This is a genomic window from Amycolatopsis sulphurea (assembly GCF_002564045.1).
GTDB lineage: Bacteria > Actinomycetota > Actinomycetes > Mycobacteriales > Pseudonocardiaceae > Amycolatopsis > Amycolatopsis sulphurea.
The window spans coordinates 4,790,180-4,808,604 of record NZ_PDJK01000002.1; the positions used below are offsets into that span (position 1 = coordinate 4,790,180).

General features: G+C 70.1%; 17 protein-coding genes. 15 read left to right on the plus strand and 2 right to left on the minus strand.

Going from position 1 to position 18,425, the window contains the following annotated elements; all coding sequences use genetic code 11:
• Positions 1 to 25 precede the first annotated feature (25 nt).
• A complete protein-coding gene (locus tag ATK36_RS28020) occupies positions 26 to 640 on the plus strand; it encodes a hypothetical protein (RefSeq protein ID WP_170070066.1) in 615 nt (204 codons plus the stop codon).
• 3 nt (positions 641 to 643) lie between these two features.
• Here the strand turns inward: ATK36_RS28020 and ATK36_RS28025 are convergent, their stop codons facing one another.
• The gene (locus tag ATK36_RS28025; protein ID WP_098514197.1) at positions 644 to 1,567 is read right to left on the minus strand and encodes a ferritin-like domain-containing protein; all 924 of its coding nucleotides are present in this window, start codon (positions 1,565 to 1,567) and stop codon (positions 644 to 646) included.
• 135 nt (positions 1,568 to 1,702) lie between these two features.
• Here ATK36_RS28025 and rimP point away from each other — a divergent pair, with 135 nt between their 5' ends.
• The 10 genes from rimP (at position 1,703) to ATK36_RS28075 (ending at position 12,530) form a co-directional block, all read left to right on the plus strand.
• The gene (gene rimP, locus ATK36_RS28030) at positions 1,703 to 2,218 is read left to right on the plus strand and encodes a ribosome maturation factor RimP (RefSeq protein ID WP_098514198.1); all 516 of its coding nucleotides are present in this window, start codon (positions 1,703 to 1,705) and stop codon (positions 2,216 to 2,218) included.
• Positions 2,215 to 3,261, plus strand: a complete 1,047-nt coding sequence (gene nusA / locus ATK36_RS28035) for a transcription termination factor NusA (protein WP_098514199.1) — start codon at positions 2,215 to 2,217, stop codon at positions 3,259 to 3,261. The genes rimP and nusA overlap by 4 nt, the downstream gene beginning before the upstream one ends.
• Positions 3,262 to 3,350: 89 nt before the next feature.
• Complete coding sequence (locus ATK36_RS28040) at positions 3,351 to 3,653, plus strand: YlxR family protein (RefSeq protein ID WP_211291971.1); 303 nt, start codon at positions 3,351 to 3,353, stop codon at positions 3,651 to 3,653.
• Positions 3,654 to 3,741: 88 nt separating this feature from the next.
• Complete coding sequence (gene infB / locus ATK36_RS28045) at positions 3,742 to 6,702, plus strand: translation initiation factor IF-2 (RefSeq protein ID WP_098514201.1); 2,961 nt, start codon at positions 3,742 to 3,744, stop codon at positions 6,700 to 6,702.
• Positions 6,703 to 7,111: 409 nt separating this feature from the next.
• Positions 7,112 to 7,411 (plus strand): DUF503 domain-containing protein, encoded by a 300-nt coding sequence (locus tag ATK36_RS28050; protein ID WP_098514202.1) that lies wholly within the window; start codon positions 7,112 to 7,114, stop codon positions 7,409 to 7,411.
• A 26-nt stretch (positions 7,412 to 7,437) separates the two neighbouring features.
• Positions 7,438 to 7,908, plus strand: coding sequence for a 30S ribosome-binding factor RbfA (rbfA, locus tag ATK36_RS28055; RefSeq protein WP_098514203.1), 471 nt, complete (start codon positions 7,438 to 7,440; stop codon positions 7,906 to 7,908).
• A 1,606-nt stretch (positions 7,909 to 9,514) separates the two neighbouring features.
• On the plus strand, positions 9,515 to 9,655 hold the full coding sequence (locus tag ATK36_RS32565) for a hypothetical protein (protein WP_170069637.1): 141 nt from the start codon (positions 9,515 to 9,517) through the stop codon (positions 9,653 to 9,655).
• A gap of 130 nt (positions 9,656 to 9,785) precedes the next feature.
• Positions 9,786 to 9,974: an SAM-dependent methyltransferase gene (locus ATK36_RS33035; protein ID WP_211291972.1), complete on the plus strand. Its 189-nt coding sequence runs from the start codon at positions 9,786 to 9,788 to the stop codon at positions 9,972 to 9,974.
• A gap of 67 nt (positions 9,975 to 10,041) precedes the next feature.
• Positions 10,042 to 11,679 (plus strand): FAD-dependent monooxygenase, encoded by a 1,638-nt coding sequence (locus ATK36_RS28070; protein ID WP_098514205.1) that lies wholly within the window; start codon positions 10,042 to 10,044, stop codon positions 11,677 to 11,679.
• Positions 11,680 to 12,056: 377 nt separating this feature from the next.
• Positions 12,057 to 12,530: a tellurite resistance TerB family protein gene (locus ATK36_RS28075; RefSeq protein WP_141544556.1), complete on the plus strand. Its 474-nt coding sequence runs from the start codon at positions 12,057 to 12,059 to the stop codon at positions 12,528 to 12,530.
• Positions 12,531 to 12,537: 7 nt separating this feature from the next.
• Here ATK36_RS28075 and ATK36_RS28080 read toward each other — a convergent pair whose 3' ends face one another.
• Positions 12,538 to 13,578: a TRM11 family SAM-dependent methyltransferase gene (locus ATK36_RS28080; RefSeq protein ID WP_170069934.1), complete on the minus strand. Its 1,041-nt coding sequence runs from the start codon at positions 13,576 to 13,578 to the stop codon at positions 12,538 to 12,540.
• Positions 13,579 to 13,603: 25 nt separating this feature from the next.
• On the opposite strand from ATK36_RS28080, the gene ATK36_RS28085 reads away from it, so the two are divergent.
• From ATK36_RS28085 to truB, 4 genes are all read left to right on the plus strand, one after another.
• Complete coding sequence (locus tag ATK36_RS28085) at positions 13,604 to 14,602, plus strand: DHH family phosphoesterase (RefSeq protein ID WP_098514207.1); 999 nt, start codon at positions 13,604 to 13,606, stop codon at positions 14,600 to 14,602.
• 73 nt (positions 14,603 to 14,675) lie between these two features.
• The gene (locus tag ATK36_RS28090) at positions 14,676 to 16,013 is read left to right on the plus strand and encodes an MATE family efflux transporter (protein ID WP_098514208.1); all 1,338 of its coding nucleotides are present in this window, start codon (positions 14,676 to 14,678) and stop codon (positions 16,011 to 16,013) included.
• Positions 16,014 to 16,153: 140 nt separating this feature from the next.
• Positions 16,154 to 17,461: an MFS transporter gene (locus tag ATK36_RS28095; RefSeq protein ID WP_098514209.1), complete on the plus strand. Its 1,308-nt coding sequence runs from the start codon at positions 16,154 to 16,156 to the stop codon at positions 17,459 to 17,461.
• Between the two features lie 23 nt (positions 17,462 to 17,484).
• The gene (gene truB, locus ATK36_RS28100) at positions 17,485 to 18,399 is read left to right on the plus strand and encodes a tRNA pseudouridine(55) synthase TruB (RefSeq protein ID WP_098514210.1); all 915 of its coding nucleotides are present in this window, start codon (positions 17,485 to 17,487) and stop codon (positions 18,397 to 18,399) included.
• Positions 18,400 to 18,425 lie beyond the last annotated feature (26 nt).

Genomic DNA, 18,425 nt, shown 5'->3' on the forward strand with positions numbered 1-18,425 from the left:
CTCGGATACGGCGCCGCTAGCCGCGGTGCCCGCCCGGCCCGCCCCACAGCCCGGTCCGCCTCCCGCCGGTCGCCGTACGCAGCTGCTACGCGGCGCCGGACTGCTCGGGATCGCCGCGGTGGCCGGACTGGTCTGGTACCTGATCCGGCACGAAAGCGCACCGGCAGCGCAGCCGGTCGCCCAGCCGCCCGCGACCAGGGAGGCGACGCCCTTCACTCTCGTCGAAGGGCCGGTCAAGTCCACTGACTGCGCGGCCAACGCGTACAGCGGCGCCAAGAAGTACTTCCAGCAGAACCCCTGCAGCTCGCTGTCGCGCGCGCTGTACACGGTGCCTTCGGGTACGGAGAAGGCCCTGGTGTCGGTCGTGCTGGTGACGATGCCCACAGCCGCCCAGGCCACCGAGCTCAAGCAGCTGACCGACCAGGACGGCACCGGGAACGTGAGCGACCTCGTACGCGACGGCACGTATCACGCCGCCGGAGCGCCGAAGCTCAGCGGTACACAGGCCGAATACGAATCCACGGTCACCGGCAACGACGTGACCATCGTGCTCGCCGACTTCTACGCCAAGCACCAGGACCCGGCGGCGCTGCAGAGCATCGCGAAGGACGCGCTGAAGCTTTCGGCGAAGCAGCGCTGAGCGTCAGGCCGGCTGTCCGGGCATCGCGACCGCCGCCGGCTTCTCGCCGGCTTCCTGACGCCACGGCGTGCCACGGCGCGCGGCCGCGATCAGCGCCTGCATTGCCATGATGCGCAACCCACTGTCGTCGGTGTGCGTGATGACACCCAGCCACGCGGCCGCGGAGTCCGCTTCGGAGCTCGCCAGGAGCGCGGCGGCGGACGCTGCGTCCGTGACCGGCTTAGGCGGCACGTACGCCGCTTCGGTGGCCACCGGCGTTTCTTTCGCCGAACTGATCAGCTGCGTCAATGTGTCGCGGCGTGTGGTGTGTTCGGCGTGCCCGGCCCTGAGCGCGCCGCCGTAGTCACCGGCCGGCAGGAACGCCGTGACCAAGCCGTACACCCACAACGCGGCGTGCTCGGCGGCGAGTGCCTTCTGCAGGGAATCGACGGCGCCGCCGGGCGCCCCAGCGGACGGTGCGGAGATCGGCTTCGCGTCGTTGCCCGGCCCGAGCGCCGGGTCGATCCGCTGCAGGGTTGCGCAGCCGGCGGCGACGGCCGCCACCAGCCCGGCCCGGTAGACGGGCAGCGTCGGCACCAGCTGCTCCGCCTGGCTTCGGGCGGCGGCCAGGCGATCCCGGAAGTCCGCCAGCTGGGTCACCGCAGGGGCGGCCGGAGCCTCCTGCTTCGGCCGGTTCAGCCGGTCCACTTCGGTCTTCAGCGCGGCTGCCTGCGCCGCGCGCGCTTCGGCCAGCTCGGCCGCCGCTCCGCCCAGCTTCCGGGCCGCGGCGGCGTCGGCGTCGGCCGCGGCCAGCAGCGGGGCGAGGGGATCGGGGCTCTCGTCTCCGCCGGAGCAGGCGGCGAGGGGCAGGGCCGTGGCGGCGACGGTGCTCAGGGCACCCAGGCGCAGCAGCCCGCGCCGGGAGTACTCGGTCGGTGATGCGGTCACGCCGCCCCATACTGCCAGGCCCGGCCGGGGCGCCGCCGCTCGCGCGTCCCGGCGGGAGTGCACGATAAGCTGGTCCCTCACCGTCCACAGTCGTGACCAGCCCGCGTCACCTCGGCCGAACAAGGAGTGCTCCACGTGCCCAACGAACTCGCCAGCCGGCTGGAGCCGATAGTGGCCGCAGCCGTCTCCACCGCGGGTTTCGACCTCGACTCGCTCGAGGTGCAGCAGGCCGGCCGCCGTCAGCTGGTCAAGGTCGTCGTCGACGCCGACGACGGAGTCGGGCTGGACGAGGTCGCCGAGGTCAGCCGCACGGTGTCGGCCGCCCTCGACGCGAACGAGCACGTGCTGGCCAGCGCCTACACGCTCGAAGTGACCTCGCCGGGCCTGGACCGGCCGCTCACCCAGCCGCGGCACTGGCGGCGCGCGCGGTTCCGGCTGGTGCGGATCACCCCCGCCGAGGGCGCCGAGTACGTCGCCAGGGTCGGGCCCGCCGGCGAGCACAGCGTGCGCGTGCTGGTCGAGGGCAGGCTGACCGACGTGGCCTACCGGTCGGTGGCCAAGGCGGTGGTGGAGGTCGAGTTCAAGCAACCGCCCGCCGAAGACCTGAAACTGCTGAGCGGGGACGAGACCGCGGGGGAGGAGCCGAAGTGAACGTCGACATCGCCGCACTGCGGGCGATCGAACGGGACAAGGACATCCCCTTCGACACGGTGATCGAGGCCATCGAGACCGCCCTGCTGACCGCTTACAAGCACACCGAAGGGCATCAGTCGCACGCCCGCATCGACGTCGACCGCAAGACCGGGCTGGTCCGCGTGCTCGCGCACACCCTCACCCCCGAGGGCGAGGTCGACGAGGAGTGGGACGACACCCCGGAGGGCTTCGGCCGGATCGCGGCCACCACCGCCCGCCAGGTCATCCTGCAGCGGCTGCGCGACGCCGAGCACGAGAAGACCTTCGGCGAGTTCTCCGCCAAGGAGGGTGAGATCGTGGCCGGGGTGGTGCAGCGCGACGCCCGGGCCAACGCCCGCGGCATGGTGGTGGTCCAGGTCGGCGACACCGAGGGCGTGCTGCCGCAGGCCGAGCAGGTGGCCGGCGAGTCCTACGAGCACGGCACCCGGATCAAGGCGTTCGTGGTCGGGGTCTCGCGCAGCAACCGCGGCCCGCAGATCATGCTGTCCCGCTCGCACCCGAACCTGGTGCGCAAGCTGTTCGCGCTGGAGGTCCCGGAGATCGCCGACGGCACCGTCGAGATCGCCGCGGTGGCTCGGGAACCGGGGCACCGGTCCAAGATCGCGGTGCGCTCCACGGTGGCCGGGGTGAACGCCAAGGGTGCCTGCATCGGCCCGATGGGTGCCCGCGTGCGCAACGTGATGAGCGAGCTGGCCGGCGAGAAGATCGACATCATCGACTGGTCCGAGGATCCGGCCCGGTTCGTCGGGAACGCGCTGTCCCCGGCGAAGGTCGTCTCGGTCACGGTGGTGGACGAGCGGGCGAAGACCGCGCGCGTCGTGGTGCCGGACTTCCAGCTCTCCCTCGCCATCGGCAAGGAGGGCCAGAACGCCCGGCTCGCGGCCCGGCTGACCGGCTGGCGGATCGACATCCGCAGCGACGCCGCACCCGGCGAGCCGCAGGGTGAGCAAGACCACGCCGGGCCGCCGCGGCCCGCCGCGGCCACCGGTTCCTCGGAGTGAGAGCACAGGCGCTAGACTCGACAGTGGTTCAGCGCCCGCGGCGGGTAAGCGTCAGCACAGCCGAGCACCAGCGTCACCGGTCCTTCCCGGTGCGCACGTGTGTCGGCTGCCGGCAACGGGCACTGACCGGTGAGCTGCTGCGCGTGGTCGCGGTGGACGGGCGGCTGGTCGTCGACGGAGGTCGGCGGCTGCCGGGCCGGGGAGCATGGCTGCACCCCGGGCCGGGCTGTCTGGCCCGCGCCGAGCGGAAGCGGGCGTTGTCCCGGGCCCTGCGGGTCCCGGGCACGCTCGAGACCGACGGCGTCCGCGAGCACCCGGCGTTCGCCGTGGACATCGGCTCCGGGACCTTCCCGGGGCCGTCGGAAACAAGGAAGCAGGTCGACCCGTCATGAGTCAGCCGTGAAGCTGAAGCCATGAACGCGCGACAATAAGGACGAGGTCAGCGGGTCACCGCCTGGCCTCTCTTAGATGAGGAGAGCTGTGCCAGGCAAGGCCCGTGTACACGAGCTCGCGAAGGAGCTCGGTATCACCAGCAAGGAAGTTCTCGCCAAGCTCAAGGAGCAGGGCGAGTTCGTGAAGTCCGCGTCGTCCACCGTTGAGGCGCCGGTCGCCCGTCGGCTGCGCGACGCGTACCCCGCCAAGGGCGGGAAGAAGTCCGGCCCGACGCCCGGCCCGCGGCCCGCGCCGCCGGCCCCGAGCGGCCCGCGTACCCCGGCCCCGGCGCAGGGTGGCGCACCGAAGCCGCCCGCGGCCCCGGCCGCGCCCGCGGTGAAGCCGGGGCCGCATGCGGCCAAGCCGTCCGGCCCCGGTGCCCGCCCGGGCCCCGGTCCGCGGCCCGGTCCGCGGCCGCCCGCCCCGGCGCAGCAGCCGGCCCCGGCCGCCGCGCAGGCGAACGAGGCCCCGGCCGCGAAGCCGGCGCCGAAGCCGCAACAGGACGCCGCGGCCGCCTCGGTCGTGCCGCCGAAGCCGCAGGGCCCCAAGCCCGGCGGCCCGAAGCCCGGTCCGCGCACCCCGCGGGTCGGCAACAACCCGTTCGGCGTCGGTTCCGGCGCCCCGGCCCCGCGTCCGCCGGCCCAGCGCCCCGGTCCGGGCCAGGGCGGTGACAACCGGCCGCCGCGTCCCGGTGGTGGCGGTGACCGTCCGGCCCCGCGGCCCGGCGGTGGCGCCGGCGGCAACCGGCCGACCCCGGGCAACATGCCCCCGCGGCCGAACCCCGGCATGATGCCGGGCCGCGCCCGGCCGGCCGGTCCCGGCGGTCAGGGTGGTCCGGGTGGCCGTGGCGGACCCGGTGGCGGTGGCCGTCCCGGTGGCGGCGGCGGTCGTCCCGGCGGTGGTGGTGGCGGCGGCTTCCGCGGCGGCCCCGGTGGTGGCGGCGGTGGCGGCGGTTTCCGTCCCGGTGGGGGCGGTGGCGGCGGTGGCTTCCGTCCCGGTGGGGGCGGCGGCGGTGCCCCGGCCGGTGGCGGCGGCGGCTTCCGCGGTGGCGGCGGCGGTCGTGGCGGCCCCGGTGGCCGTGGTGGCACGGCCGGCGCGTTCGGCCGTCCCGGTGGACCCTCGCGCAAGGGCCGCAAGTCGAAGCGGCAGAAGCGCCAGGAGTACATGGACAACATGCAGGCGCCCAGCGTCGGCGGCGTCCGCCTGCCCAAGGGCCAGGGCGAGACGATCCGGCTGCCGCGCGGTGCCTCGCTGACCGATTTCGCGGAGAAGATCGACGCCAACCCGGCTTCGCTGGTGCAGGTGCTGTTCCACCTCGGCGAGATGGTCACCGCGACGCAGTCGGTGTCCGACGACATCCTCGAGCTGCTCGGCGGCGAGATGAACTACCAGGTTCAGGTCGTCTCGCCCGAGGAGGAGGACCGAGAGCTGCTGGAGACCTTCGACATCACCTACGGCGACGACGCCGGTGGCGAGGAGGATCTGCAGGTCCGGCCCCCGGTCGTGACCATCATGGGTCACGTCGACCACGGTAAGACCCGGCTGCTGGACACGATCCGCAAGACCAAGGTCCGCGAGAGCGAGGCCGGCGGGATCACCCAGCACATCGGTGCCTACCAGGTGGAGACCCAGCTCGAGGGCAACCCGCGGCTGATCACCTTCATCGACACCCCGGGTCACGAGGCGTTCACCGCCATGCGGGCCCGTGGCGCCAACTCGACCGACATCGCGGTGATCGTGGTGGCGGCCGACGACGGGGTCATGCCGCAGACGGTCGAGGCGATCAACCACGCGCAGGCCGCCAAGGCCCCGATCGTGGTGGCGATCAACAAGATCGACAAGGAGGGCGCGAACCCGGACAAGATCCGGCAGCAGCTCACCGAGTACAACCTGATCGCCGAGGAGTACGGCGGCGACACGATGTTCGTCGAGATCTCCGCGCGGGAGAACATCAACATCGACGGGCTGCTCGAGGCGATCCTGCTGACCGCCGACGCCGCACTGGACCTGCGGGCCAACCCGGACATGGAGGCACAGGGCGTCGCGATCGAGGCACACCTCGACCGCGGCCGCGGCCCGGTGGCCACCGTGCTGGTGCAGCGCGGCACGCTGCGGGTCGGCGATTCGGTCGTGGCGGGCGACGCCTACGGCCGGGTCCGCCGGATGGTCGACGAGCACAACGAGGACGTCACCGAGGCGCTGCCCTCGCGTCCGGTCCAGGTCATCGGGTTCACCTCGGTGCCGGGCGCGGGCGACACCTTCCTGGTGGTCGACGAGGACCGCGTCGCCCGGCAGATCGCCGAGCGCCGCTCGGCCCGCACGCGCAACGCGCTCAACGCGCAGCGGCGCAAGCGGGTCAGCCTCGAGGACCTCGACTCCGCCCTGAAGGAGACGAGCAGCCTCAACCTGATCATCAAGGGTGACAACTCCGGTACCGTCGAGGCGCTCGAGGCGGCGCTGCTGCAGCTGGACGTCGGCGACGACGTGGAGCTGAGCATCGTGCACCGCGGCGTCGGCGGGGTGACCGAATCGGACATCGACCTGGCGACCGCGTCCGACGCGATCGTGCTCGGGTTCAACGTCCGGGCACAGGGCAAGGCGACCGAGCGGGCCACCCGCGAAGGCGTCGACGTGCGCTACTACACGGTCATCTACCAGGCGATCGAGGAGATCGAGCAGGCGCTCAAGGGCATGCTCAAGCCGGAGTACGAGGAGGTCGAGCTGGGCCGCGCCGAGGTCCGCGAGGTCTTCAAGTCCTCCAAGATCGGCACCATCGCCGGTTGCCTGGTGATGTCCGGCGAGATCCGGCGCAACGCCAAGGCCCGGCTCCTGCGCGACGGCACCGTCGTCGCGCAGAACCTGCCGATCAGCTCGCTGCGCCGGTTCAAGGACGACGTGGTCGAGGTCCGCGAAGGGTACGAGTGCGGTCTCACGCTGGGCTCGTACAGCGACCTCAAGGTCGACGACCAGATCGAGACCTACGAACAGCGCGAAAAGCCGCGTAGCTAGGAGGGGGTTGGGGCAGCGGTGTGCTCGCAGGCTGCGCTCGCCGCTGCCCCTCCTTCGCTGTGTCCCTTTGGGGGTCGAACCCCCAAACCCCCGCCAGGGGCGCGCCCCCTGGACCCCCGTCGTGGGTGGTTGCGTTTGTCGCTCCACGCTCGTGACGGGGGTGCTCACCCTTGCATCGCAGGGCTGTGAAGGGGCCCTTCACAGACTCGTGGTCGGGAGGTGCCGGGGTGGGTGTGGTGGTGGGGTCGGCTGTCGTGCCCCCGGTGGGAGCGGGGGGTGCGGGGGCTCTATCGTGATGGTGGCGTTCGGGTGCCGTGTCCTGGTCGGGTGGGGTACCGGACTGCTGTCGTGGTCGCGTGCTGCCGGGGGTTCCGGTGGTGGTCGGGTTCGGAGCCGAAGGTGCCTGGTTATGTTCGTCGGAGCTCTTGAGCTCGACCTGCTGCTCGAAGATGTGCATTCACTGAAGCAGAAACGGTCCCTGGTCCGGCCGGTGGTGGCCGAGCTGCGCAAGCGGTTCACGGTCGCCGTCGCCGAGGCCGGGCACCTGGACCTGCACCGGCGCGCCCTGATCGGGGTGGCCGCGGTCGCCGCCGGAGGCGACCATGTCCGGGACGTGCTCGACTCGTGCGAGCGGCTCGTGGCCGCGCGGCCGGAGTTCACGCTGCTCTCCGCGCACCGCCGGGTCCTCGGCCCGGACGATGAGAACTGAAGATTTCGAAGAAGGAGACCTCAGCCATGGCCGATCCCGCTCGGGCACGCAAGCTCGCCAAGCGGATCTCGCAGATCGTGGCCTCGGCGATCGAGCACGACATCAAGGACCCGAGGCTCGGCGCGGTGACCATCACCGACGCCCGCGTCACCGCGGACCTGCACGACGCCACGGTGTACTACACGGTGCTGGGTGAAAGCGTCGACGCGAAGCCGGACTTCGCGAGCGCCGCCGCCGCGCTGGAAGCCGCCCGCGGCGTCCTGCGCACCAAGGTCGGACAGGGCACCGGCGTCCGCTACACCCCGACGCTCACCTTCGTCGCGGACAGCATCCCCGACGACGCCCGCCGTATCGAAGAGCTGCTCGCCAAGGCCCGCGAGGCGGACGCGGAGGTGGCCCGCCAGGCGACCGGAGCCCAGCATGCCGGCGAAGCGGACCCGTACAAGCCACCGCGCGAAGCGGAAGACGAAGCCGCAGAAGAGGAGTCTCGGGGCTGAAGTACGGCAACGCGGGCGCGACGTACGCCGCGGCACCCTGCCGAGTGGTGCCGCGGCGTACGTCGCCGCCTGCGCCCGGCGCCCCGCCCCGATGGGTGCGCCGCCCCCGGCTGCCCCGCCCGCCCGGCAGCCGTCCCTGACTCGCGCGAAGACGCGCAGAATTACTAATCCGACCAAAAGTAGGCCGACCCCACCCGGCACGTAACCGTTGCTACGAAGCCATGAGGCCGTGACTGTGGTCGGATAGTAATGATCGGCACAGTACTCCGGAAATCGCGATCCGGGTTTCTCCTGCAATTCTCGACAGCCAGACCCATTCGGCCTTGTGTGCCGTCCCCGACGGTTTCTGCTTCGGGCGGCCTGACGCGTTTGTGACGTTTCCGCAGATCATTCGACGGCTTGTTCGGGAATGGTCACCGGACCCGCTCCAGGCATAAAGTTGCGCATATGCGCCGAGGCAGCGGAGTATCTCGGGTGCCGCCGAGCATGCACTGGACGGATACAAGACGGTGAAAGGGGATCTCAGCGCAGGACACGTCGCTTTCGGCTGGGTTCCCGACGCCGATCGCCGGACCCCGTGTTACGGCGGCGCTCGCTCCACCCCCGCGTGGCGGAGGTTCACGGGTGGGCAGCTGCGACTGTCGCAAGAGTGAACTGTTGCGCCGACGACGGGCCGGTGCGATGGCCATCACCCCGGCCCACGACGATCGCAAGACGTGGCCCTTTGCGGGCACTCCAGACCCGGTCGTCGCATGGGTCGCGCTGGTCGACACACCAGGGGAACGGGGTGCCGGTCGTGCATCCCGAGATCGCATCCGAGATCGGCGGCTGCGGAGGTGATGAGGACCGGCGGACGTGGGTCCACTGAGCTGCTGGTCTGAACTCGCCGACATGCCCCGTGGTCATGGTCCCGCTGCGAGGTGGGTCGGTGTCTCGGACCCGGACTTCGGCGGACTGCGGCCGGGCCGGCCCATGAACGGTCCACGGTTCCCCTTGGGATAAACCGTTTCCGTCGTCCAGTGTAACGCCGGAGCTGCCCCGGTCGAGAACCGGCACCCCGCAGGGTTCCGGCGAAGTTGGTCGGGTACCCGGCAGCGGGCGATGCGGAGGTGTGTGCGACCACCTCGTGGCGTGCGCCGGACCGGTTTCGGGTCTGTGAAGGGCCCCTTCACAGACCTCCACACCGACTTTGCCGACATCCTGCGGCACCCCGTCACCGGAACCTGAAGCTGAACCGTGTGCAGCGGGTTCGATTCTTGCCCGGGTGGGCAGCGGAACACGCCGGGCGTTCATTCTGTCCGACAACGCGTCGACCGTCAACCAGGCGAAAGTTCTTGGTCAGCGCAACGGCGTTGATCGCATGTTCCGCCTGATCTTCCGTATTGGACAACGGGGACGGGCCTTGGCATACTGTCGCTCGATGATCTCTTATTGTGGATACAGTTTTGATTCGCAATCCCCATACCGCCCGTACGCGAAGGTCATCCCTGCCGCCGGCCCCGGATGACACCTCGCGGGGTGGCTCCTGACCGCAACAATCGGTCGCGTCACATGATGATGTGGCCTTGGACGGTGACCGCAGGTGAGACCCGAAGGGACCGCCGTAATGACCACACCGGCTCGCCTCGACGCGATCGTCATCGGCGCCGGGTTCAGCGGCAGATCCAGGCTGCACAAGCTCCGCAACGAGCTCGGTCTCGACGCACGTGCCTTCGATCGGGCGGGCGGTGTCGGTGGCACCTGGTAGAGGACCAGCTGAACCAGGCCGACCATATCGCGACCGGACGGGCGATCCTGAATGGCGTGCGGGATGCCGCCAATCGGTGGATCTTCACCGAACTGCTCGCCGAGGGGTTCGAGCCGTGGGGTGGCGTGCGGTGGGTGTTCGTCGCGAACTCGCCGCCGGCCGGGCACGGGTCGACGTCACCGAGTTCCTTGACCGAGGGTTGTTCGACGGGTACGACCTGGTTGAGCCGGGAGTGGTCAGTGCGCTGGACTGGCGTCCTCGTCCCGGTGAGGCGCAGACGTCGTCCACAGCCATCTACGGGGGCGTCGGCCGCTTGTGACCTACCGGACGAAGTTTGTGACCTACCGGACGAAGAAAGCTGCATTCACCGATGAAAAAGGAGCGGTATGACTACGGGCAAAAACGGCGTCGTCATCGTCGGGGCTGGTCCGGTCGGGTTGATCACCGCGCATGAACTCGCCCGCCGCAACATTCCCGTCCGCCTCATCGAGAAACGCCCCGGCCCTTCGCGCCTGACGCGGGCCTTCACGCTGCACGCCCGCACGATGGAGATGTTCGAGCACATCGGTGTCGCCCATCGAATAGAAGAGGTGTCACTGCCCTGTCCGGGCAACCTCTACCACTTTCAAGGCATGACCGAAGAGGACAAGCCACGCACCGACTTTCGCGGCCTGCCGACACGCTATCCGTTCTACTACAAGATCAACCAGAACGAGTTCGAGCAGGTTCTGCGCGAGCACCTGCGTGCCTGCTACGGCATCACACCGGATTACAATTCCGAACTCACCGACCTTGTCCAGGACGAATCCGGCGTCACGCTGTCGATCGCGCACGGCGACAGCGGGGAGACCGAGACCTACCGCTGCGGCTGGGCCGTCGGCTCCGACGGAACGCACAGCCGGGTTCGGGAGCGGCTCGGCATCGACTTCCCCGGCGAGCAGATCGGGTGCATGGCGATGATGGACGTCGAGCTCGAGGACTTCGACCAGGACAACGCCTGGGTGAACTACTTCGTCGGCGAAGCACACTTCATGCTCGTGACACGCCTGCCGGGCCGCCTGTGGCGCGTCTGCCTGAGCGACGCCGGTGCGATGACCCGCTCAGACGATCCGCGCGGCTCGTTCCAGACTGTGGCGGACAGCATCGGTGCCGGGATGAGAATCGGCGAACCGCACTGGGTCACCCAGTGGGAGATATTCAACGGCCAGGCCGAACGCTACCGGGACAACCGGGTGATCCTCTGCGGCGATTCCTCCCACGTGCATTCCCCGGCCGGAGGTCAGGGGATGAACGGGTGCATGCAGGACGCTTTCAATCTCGGCTGGAAGCTCGCGGCGGTGATCGGCGGGGACGCCCCGGACGACCTCCTGGACACTTATGAGGCCGAACGCCGTCCGATCGGCGCGCAGATCACCGCCGGGGCGAAGGCCACACACGAGATCGTCATGGCCTTCGGAGCGGGGCTCGAGGACCGGATCGAGCTGACTCGGCAACCAGGATGGCAAGACCACATGGTCCGGTTGATCTCGGGCTTGGCACACAACTACCGCGACGTGGTGGCACAGCCACCGGTCACCCCCGTCGCCGGTCCGCAGGCCGGCGACCGCGCTCCCGACGCGCAGCTGAGCGCCGAGCCACTCAAGCGGCTCTTCCATGTGCTTCGGCACAGCGGCTTCACCCTGTTGCTGGTACCGGGCGCCGATGGACCTGCTGACCTCGTGCGGGCGCAGGAACTCGCCGACGCGATGCGGGCGGACTACGGCGAATGGGTGCTCTCCGTACTGGTCACCGGCGACAGGCACCCGGCCTTCGACGAGGATCACACCGTTGCAGACCAGCTCGGGGAACTGGCGCACCAGTACGAGATCAGCCCCGGTGAGGCACGGGCGATCCTGGTGCGGCCGGACATGTACGTCGGAGCTCACTGCCGGCTCGATGAGGCGACTGCTCTGGTGGGATACCTCGCACAATGGCTGACACCCAAGGCGCCAGGCTCGGCACCCGGGCCTGCCGGCGGTCGGTGAGGCAGCCGGTCTACGTCCGGGCGTAGACCGCGAGGACGTCTTCCCGCGCTGCGCCGAAGGCTGCGTTCGCCTTCGGCGGGATGGTCCGGCATTTCTTCAGATGACGGCGCAGTTCCGTTTTTTGCGGAACCGATGGTGGAGTGATGCAGGCTCGGGATGTCCTCGGTGAACGCGACGTGTTTTCCTGCAGCCGCAAGAACCAGCAGCGGCACGCTGCTGGTTCGTTCGCTGAATTGGGCGTATAGCTCGTCGTTGGATCAGGTGAACAACGCCGCCGAACGGCCGATATGCCGGTGAATTCGCCCAAGATCGGGTCGGCGCGGAAACCCGCGAGACCAGATCAGGAGGACCCCGTGAGTCAGGCGCGGATGATGCCGATGAGTGAGCTGTCCCAGGACTTGTACGGATTGTCGGCGGCGACCGAGGAGGCCTTCCTCAACTATGGCAAGGCCTTGCTGGTGATCGCGGGCGCGGACGGGGAAGTCGGCGAAGCCGAGTTCGCGTGGCTGGTCCGCCACCAGCGGAAGATGGGCGCTCCGGAACACGTCATCGACGAATATCGGGAATTCGACTACCGCGTGGCCGACCTCGCCACCCTGCTGCCGGCCATCCGCACCGACGTGGACACCTGGCAGGCCGCCCCGCATTTGGTGTACCACGCCATTCAGATGTCCGGCGCGGACGGCGTCTACACGGACGAGGAGCGAGCACAGGTACTGCGGGCCGCCCGCATGATGGGCGTCGCCGACGACATCGTGCTGTCCCTGCACGCCCTCGTCGACATGGAGCAGGCCGTGAACGACCTGCGCGCGGCGCTCTTCCACGTCAGCAGCCTGCCCGCCGACGTCTGACCGGGGATCAGGCCGCGGGTTTCGAAGCCACCACGAGATCGCGCACGATTGCTTGGTCGACGCGGTGGGCGAGTTGGTCGTACGGGCCGCCTTCGCGTACTTCGAGGCCCGCGCGGCCCAGGATCGTCACCAGTTCCTCGCGTGGCAGCACGTGGGTGTTCCACGAGATCCCCATCGCGCCGCCAGGGCGCAGTACGCGTGTCCAGACGGGTACTGCGGCGGCGAGGAGGTCGCGCGGGCTGCGAGTGAGACCCGCCTCGCGGTGGCTGCCGTGCTGGACGCCGTACGGCGCGTCGGTGACGACCAGGTCCATCGAGGACGGGCGTAGCAGCTCGTCTGCCGTGAGAGTGTCGGCGTTGTAGTAGGTGACGTGGCGGGTCCGGCCGGCCTTGTAGTCGTTCTTGTCGAAGGCGTACTCCACGTCGAGGCGACGGCCGAGGCGCACCTTGTTACGGCGCAGCTGTCCGGTGTCCGCGGTGTGCTTGACCCGCTTCGTACGCAGCCATGTCTTCAGGAACTGTTCGTACGCTTCGAAATCGCGGCTGTCGACGTCGAGGCCGGTCGCGTCGAAGCCGTACATCATCGCTTGGTTGAGCGTGGTCCCCCGGCCGCACAGGGGATCGAGTACGTGCAACGGCCGGCCAGGCCAGTCCGCGGGCGCCGCGGTGGCCAGCAGGGTGAGATTGAGCAGCAGCTTGGTGAACTGCTCGTTGGTCTTGCCCGGGTACTTCTGGATCGTGAGGAGGTCCGAGTCGGTCTCGGCGAGGGGCCGTACCGTCACCGGCGCCAGGAGACCTTCGCGTAGCTCGAAGAGCGCGTACAGCGACGACAGGTTCGACAACAGCGCGAGGTCGGTTTCGCTCAACGGCTCGGCGCAGGTGAACTTCACGTAGCCGACGCCGCCCAGCTCGACCTCCTCGACGTTCGAGACCGTGGCGGGCAGCCCGGTCATGCCGAACACCGCCAGCTCGGCGCGTAGCAGGGTCGGTGACGACGCGGCGTACACGCGGTTGGCAGACGGAAGGATAAGGATCACGTACTCAGGCATCCCGCAGAGCGTAGCGTGACGCACTGTGACAGCTTCTCTGGCGCAGGACATCGAGGCCGCAGCGACACTGCTGGCCGGGGCCACCGACGTGACTTTGCTCGGGCATGTACGGCCGGACGCGGACGCACTCGGCAGCGCGCTGGCCCTCGGCCATGTGCTGCACCGCCGCGGCGCTCGCGTACGCGTCTCCTTCGGGGAACCTGACGAGACCCCGGAAACTCTCGCTTGGCTGGACGTCGACGGCTTGCTGACCCGGGTTGCCGACCTACCGGCGACAGACGGTCTCCTAGTGGCTCTCGACACCCCGACACCGGCTCGGCTGGGCCGGTTGGCGCCGCGTGTGGCCGCAGCCGGTGCGGTCCTCGTCGTCGACCACCACGCGACCAACGCTCGCTATGGCACACATCACGTAGTCGACGAGACCGCTGAAGCGACCGCGGTGCTCGTCGCACGAATCCTCGACGCCATGGGCGAAGAGCTGGACGAACCGACCGCGCGCAGCCTGTACGCCGGAATCGTCACCGACACCAGTGGTTTCCGCCGAGCGAGTCCCGAGACCCACCGGATCGCTGCGCGTCTGCTGGAAGCCGGTGTCGATCCGACAGAGGTGACACGGCGGATCGTCGACGACCATCCGTTCGCTTGGCTGCCGATGTTGTCGGCTGTGCTCGCTGAAGCCTGCCTGGAGCCGGATGCCGCCCAAGGCTTCGGCTTCGTGCACGCAGTGGTCCGCGCCTCGGCCGCGGCCACCGTACGCAGCGAGGAGGTGGAGTCGGTGATCGACGTGGTGCGCGCGACCCGCGAAGCGGGCGTCGCCGCGGTACTGAAGGAATCCGGATCGGCCGACGACGGTCCGCTTTGGACGGTGTCGCTCCGTTCAGCGGGCACGCTGGACGTGTCCGCGGCGGCTGCGGAGCTGGGCGGGGGAGGTCATCGCCAGGCCGCGGGCTGCACCGCGACCGGTTCCGCGGAACAGGTACTGGACCGGTTGCGCGAGGCCCTGTCCCGCGCGCCGCAGCTTTAGCTTCCGGCCACTGCGAGGCAGCTCAGGACGTCCGCTCGGCGAGATTGTCGGGGGTGGTCGTTACGCTCGTGCCGTGTCCGAAAGCTCTCCCTCCGTCGTGACCTCAGCCGAGCGCGTCCCTGCTCGGCGGGTGCTCGGTCTCGCCGTGCCCGCGCTCGGCGTGCTGGCCGCCGAACCCTTGTACGTGCTGGTCGACACCGCGGTGGTCGGGCACCTCGGCGCGCTGCCCCTGGCCGGGCTCGCGCTGGGTGGCGTGGTGCTGTCGCAGATCTCCACACAGCTGACCTTCCTGTCCTACGGCACCACCTCGCGCACCGCCCGGCTGCACGGCGCGGGGCGGCGTTCCGACGCCGTGCGCGAGGGGGTGCAGGCGACCTGGCTCGCCGTGCTCGTCGGGCTGGTGCTGTTGGTCGCCGGGCAGGCGCTGGCCGGGCCGGTCGCGCGGGCGCTGTCCGGCAGTGACGAAATCGCCGAGGCCGCCGTGTCCTGGCTGCGGATCGCGTTGTTCGGCGCGCCGCTGATCCTGGTCACCATGGCGGGCAACGGCTGGATGCGCGGAGTGCAGGACGCCGCGCGGCCGTTGCGGTACGTGCTCGCGGGCAACGGGCTCTCCGCCGTGCTGTGCCCGCTGCTGGTGTACGGCGCGGGCTGGGGGCTGGAAGGCTCGGCGATCGCGAACGTCGTCGCGCAGGTCGTGTCGGCCGGGCTGTTCTTTGCCGCGCTGGCGCGGGAACGGGTGCCGCTGCGCCCGGATTTCGCGGTCATGCGGGCACAGCTGGGCCTCGGGCGGGACCTCGTGCTGCGGAGCCTGGCGTTCCAGGCGTGCTTCGTCTCCGCCGCCGCGGTGGCCGCCCGCACCTCCACCGAGGCCGTCGGCGCGCACCAGGTGGTGCTGCAGCTGTGGACGTTCCTGTCGTTGGTGCTCGACTCGGTGGCGATCGCTGCGCAGTCACTGGTGGGCGCCGCGCTCGGCGGCGGCGCGGCCCGGCAGGCGCGCGGGGTCGCCGGCCAGATCACCGGCTACGGCCTGATCTTCGGCTGTTTCCTGTGCGTGGTGTTCGCCGCGCTGTGGAGCACGCTGCCGCACGCGTTCACCTCGGACCCGGGCGTCCTCGGCGAGATCCCGCACGCCTGGTGGTTCTTCGTGGCCCTGCAACCGATCGCCGGCGTCGTCTTCGCCCTGGACGGCGTTCTGCTCGGCGCCGGCGACGCTGCCTTCCTCCGCACCGCGACGCTGCTCAGCGCGGCGCTGGGCTTCCTGCCGCTGATCTGGTTGTCCCTGACCTTCGGCTGGGGTCTGACCGGCATCTGGACCGGGCTGTCGCTGTTCATGGTGCTGCGCCTGGGCGCGGTACTGGTCCGCTGGCGCTCCGGCCACTGGGCAGTGACGGGCGCGGTGCGGCAAGCCTGACGGGGCGCGCGCTCCCGACCCCTTGTGGCGAAGAACACCGGGATAACGGGTAAGTCTCAAGGTTGCCGAGACGATACAACTCAACGAGACGGCAGCGTCGGCGTCCTTCCCCGTTCGACGCACCGCCCCTGGAGGAACCCTTGTCGCCCGCCGGTCGTACCTCTGTCCGGTCCTGGCTCATCTGGCTCACCGCCGTCGCCGTGTACCTGCTCGCAGTGTTTCACCGGACTTCGTTCGGTGTGGCTGGGTTGCAGGCGGCGGAGCGGTTCGGAGTAGGCGCTGCGGCGCTCGGAACGTTCACAGTGCTCCAAGTCGCTGTGTACGCGGCCATGCAGATCCCCACAGGGATTCTGGTCGACCGCTACGGTCCGCGGCGGGTCCTTCTCACCGCGGTACTCGTGCTCGGCAGTGGGCAGCTCCTCCTTGGCGTCGCGAACACCTACGGCGTGGGCCTGCTTGCGCGCGGCGTACTCGGGTTGGGTGACGCGCTCACCTTCGTCAGCGTGCTGCGACTCGTCGCCGCGCACTTTCCGGGGCGGCAGTACGCGCTTCTGATGTCCTTCACTTCGGCTATCGGCTACGTCGGCAACCTCGTCGCCACCGTCCCGCTCACGCTGCTTCTCAACGGTCCAGGATGGACATTCACCTTCGTCGCAGTCGGGGCGATCACGCTGCTGTACGCGGTCCCTGTCGCGCTACGCGTGCGTGACGTCCCGGCAGGCGCGCCGGAACCGGTGCGAGAGCCAGTGCGTGTGGCCCAACTCGGTCGGAGCGTCCAGTCTGCCTGGCAGGTGCCTGGCACCCGGCTGGGTTTCTGGGTGCACTTCAGCACGATGTTCGCGCCGAACGTGCTGACCCTCCTGTGGGGCGTGCCGTTCCTCGTACAGGGACAGGGAATTCCCCCGGCGACCGCGAGTGCGCTGCTGACCGTGTTCGTCTTCGGCTCGATGGCCGGGGGACCGGTGCTGGGCACGGTGATCGGCCGCCGCCCGTCGCTGCGGATGCCGTTGGTCGGTGCGTACCTCGGCGGGGCGGCCGTGGTGTGGGCGGTGTTGCTCGGCTGGAGCGGCCCGCTGCCGCTGGGCGTGCTGGTGCCGGGGTTCGCCTTCCTGGCGCTGGGCGGTCCGGTGTCGATGATCGGTTTCGCGCTGGCGCGTGACTACAACCCGCTCGACCGCGTCGGCACCGCGACCGGAGTGGTCAACGTCGGCGGATTCGTGGCGACCACGGTGACCGCGTTGCTGATCGGCGTTCTCCTCCAGCTCACCGGCGGGAACTTCCGGCTGTCCCTGCTGTCGGTGCTCGTGGTGCTGGCGCTGGGCACCTGGCGGATGCTGACCTGGTGGCGTCGCACCCGCGCGCAGCTGTTCGCCGCCGAGGCCCGGGGCGAGCCGGTCCCGGTCCGCATCCGGCGGCACCGCTGGGACCACGCCCCGGTGCCCGCCTGATCCCGATCGGTAGGGTTCCGGCCGTGTCTCGCCCCCAGAAACCGCGCCGTCCCGTTCCGCCGCCCGGATTGCTCATCGTCGACAAACCGGCGGGGATGACTTCGCACGACGTGGTGGCGCGGGCCCGGCGGATCATGGGCACGCGCAAGGTCGGCCACGCCGGCACGCTGGATCCGATGGCCACCGGGGTGCTGGTGCTCGGCATCGAACGCGCCACGAAGCTGCTCGGCCACCTCGCGCTCGACCGCAAGACCTACCTCGCCACGCTCTCCCTCGGCCAGGCCACGACCACCGACGACGCCGAAGGCGAGATCCTGTCCACGGCCGCCCCCGACGACGTCGCGGCCGTCACCGAAGCACAGCTCTCCGCGGGCGTCGCCGCGTTGACCGGGGATCTCCAGCAGGTGCCCAGTGCGGTATCCGCGGTGAAGATCGACGGCAAGCGTGCGTACGCCCGTGTACGCGCGGGGGAGGACGTGGTCATCCCGCCCCGGCCCGTCACCGTGCACCGCTTCGACGTACTGGGCGTACGCCGCGAAGACGACCGCATCGAACTCGACGCCGTCGTGGAGTGCTCCTCGGGCACGTACGTGCGCGCGCTGGCGCGTGACCTCGGTGCCGGCCTCGGTGTCGGAGGTCACCTGAAAGCCTTGCGCCGCACCACTGTCGGCCCGTTCACGCTCGCCAAGGCACGTACGCTCGACCAGCTGGAGGAGACGCCGGAACTCTCGCTGGACCTCGACGCCGCAGTCACCGCCGCCTTCCCGCGTCGCGATCTCGACGCGGCCACGGCGCGCGCGGTGCAGTACGGGCGGCGTATCCCGGCGGGCGGCATCGAGGGCACCTACGGTCTGTTCGCTCCGGACGGGCACGTACTGGCGCTGGCCTCCGACGCCGAGGGAGTGACCCGTTCGGTGGTAGTGCTGCTGCCCGCATAGGGTGGAGCCGACAAGGGGACCGGTGC